The organism is Collinsella aerofaciens (genome assembly GCF_015670795.1).
GTDB classification, from domain to species: Bacteria; Actinomycetota; Coriobacteriia; order Coriobacteriales; family Coriobacteriaceae; genus Collinsella; species Collinsella aerofaciens_Q.
Genome location: NZ_JADPCJ010000058.1, coordinates 1 through 2,268 on the forward strand (window position 1 = coordinate 1; position 2,268 = coordinate 2,268).

Here is a 2,268-nt window from a genome sequence, read left to right on the forward strand (position 1 = left end):
CCTCTCGGCGGCCTTGCGAAAAACAAATCCAAGTTAGACCATTTCAAATGGTTCGATGTCTGCCCGGATGCGACACATCTGGTGTGTCCATCCTCGCAGTATCCGGTTCTCAAGGTGCACGCCTGCGCTGGTTCCCGGTTGCACCGGGCCGCGCGGCAAGGAGATATATTGCCAGACCGGAGGGCCCCCACGGGCGGGAATCTGGGCGTACACATTTCCTACACATATAAGTACTCTCGGCTGGCTGGTTAAAAACAGGAGGGGACCTCGCTTCCGAGATCCCCTCTTTTGCCTATCTATAGCAATAGACTCTTAAATACCTTATGCCAGCAGCTTGCGACCGGACTCCTCAATCGCGTCAAGTGCCGCATCAGCCTCAACGGCATCCGCGCCCTTAGCAAAGATGTACAGCTTAATCTTGGGCTCGGTGCCGGAAGGACGAACAATACCCTTGTTACCACCCTCAAGATCGAACTCAATGACATTAGCCTTCGGCAGGCCGTTCACGCAGGTGTTGTAATCAACGACGGCCTCAATCTTGGAACCGGCGAGCTCCGCGGGCGGGTTCTCGCGCAGACCGGCCATGATGCCGGCCATCTTTGCCGCACCCTCAGCACCCGGATAGCTCAGCGAAATCGTCTTATTGTGATAGTAGCCATACTTCTCGTACAGCTCGTGCATCGCGTCGGCAAGGTTCTTACCCTGCAGCTTGTAATACTGCGCCATCTGGCAAATCAGAAGCGAAGTGCTCACCGCGTCCTTATCGCGCACGTGGTCGCCGGCCAGATAGCCGTAGCTCTCCTCGAAACCGAAGATAAAGCGGTCGACCTCGCCAGCATCGGAAAGAGAAGTAATGATGTCGCCGATGTACTTGAAGCCCGTCAGGCAGCGGCGGAGCTCAAAACCGTACTCGTCGGCCAGAGCGTCAACCATGGCGGAAGAAACGATAGTAGTGACAGCAACCTTCTTAGTGAGGTCCTCACCGCGAGCAGCGCGGGTCTTGCAGATATAGTCGAGCAGCAGAACGCCCATCTCATTGCCGGTCAGCAGCAGATAGTCATCACCATTCTTGACAGCAACGCCGACACGGTCGGCGTCGGGGTCGGTTGCAAGCAGCAGATCAGGGTGAACCTGCTCGCAGAGATCGATGCCCTTCTGCATGGCCTGACGGATCTCGGGGTTAGGATACGGGCAGGTCGGGAAATCGCCGTTAGGCTCCTTCTGCTCGGGAACAACCGTGACATCGGTGATGCCAGCGCGCTCGAGCACCGTCGTGACGGGAATGAGGCCGGTGCCGTTGAGCGGAGTGTAGACGAGCTTAAGCGGGGCGCCAGCGATCTCCTCGGCAGAAAGATTGGTCACGCCGCGGGCGAGAACGGCGTCATAATAACGCTCGAGGCACGAGTCGTCGATCCATTTGACCAGACCCTGCTCAAGAGCCTCATCAAAGTCCATGGACTTCACGCCGGTAAACGTATCGGTCTCGGCAATAGCCTTAGAAATTGCATCGGCGGCCTCACTGGTGATCTGGCAGCCGTCGGGGCCATAGGCCTTATAGCCGTTATAAGGCGCCGGATTATGACTAGCGGTCATGCAAATGCCACCGGAGCACTTAAGGTCGCGGACGGCCCAGGAAAGCGTCGGCACGGGAGAAATCTTGGGATACACGAGAGCCGTCACGCCGTTTGCCGCAAGAATGGCAGCCGTCGTCTTAACGAACAGCTCGCCCTTATTGCGGCTATCGCGAGCAATGGCGACCGTCGGATGCTCGAAGGTCGCATTAAGGTAGTCAGCGAATCCCTGGGTCGCACGACCGACCGTATAGATATTCATACGGTTAGTACCTGCACCGATAGTGCCACGAAGACCGGCAGTACCGAAGGCGAGATCCTGGAAGAAAGCGTCGGTGATGGCGTCTTCGTCACCCTGCTCCTTCATCGTGTTGAGCTCAGCGAGGAGCTCCTCGTCCTTGACATTGGCAATCCAAGTATCAAGCAGCTCATGAACATCTGCCATGTGAGTCCTTCCGTCACAATCAATAAAACAACCCGTGTAAAACAGGACAAGCGCATCAGCGCGCTAAAGCAAATATTAGTCCATTGAGAACAGAGAACCGGCCACAGAACGGTGAACGTTTATATTCACCGGTGGATGATTGGATTGATTTAATTGCTTAGTGAATGCCGCCTTTAACGCAAAAAAGGGGGAGGCCGCGAGGCCTCCCCCTTCTTCAAGTCGATGCGACGGCTCGGTGCCGTCCACCGGTCA

The 2,268-nt window shown here is 56.3% G+C and carries 1 protein-coding gene; it reads right to left on the reverse strand.

The window, feature by feature from the left end:
* Positions 1-321: 321 nt before the first annotated feature.
* Positions 322-2,016 (reverse strand): phospho-sugar mutase, encoded by a 1,695-nt coding sequence (locus tag I4W09_RS10205; protein ID WP_196034081.1) that lies wholly within the window; start codon positions 2,014-2,016, stop codon positions 322-324.
* Positions 2,017-2,268 lie beyond the last annotated feature (252 nt).

What these genes read in the sequence shown, in the direction of transcription:
- I4W09_RS10205 (WP_196034081.1), bottom strand. Translation starts at nt 2,016, where the DNA reads ATGGCAGATGTTCATGAGCTGCTTGATACTTGGATTGCCAATGTCAAG.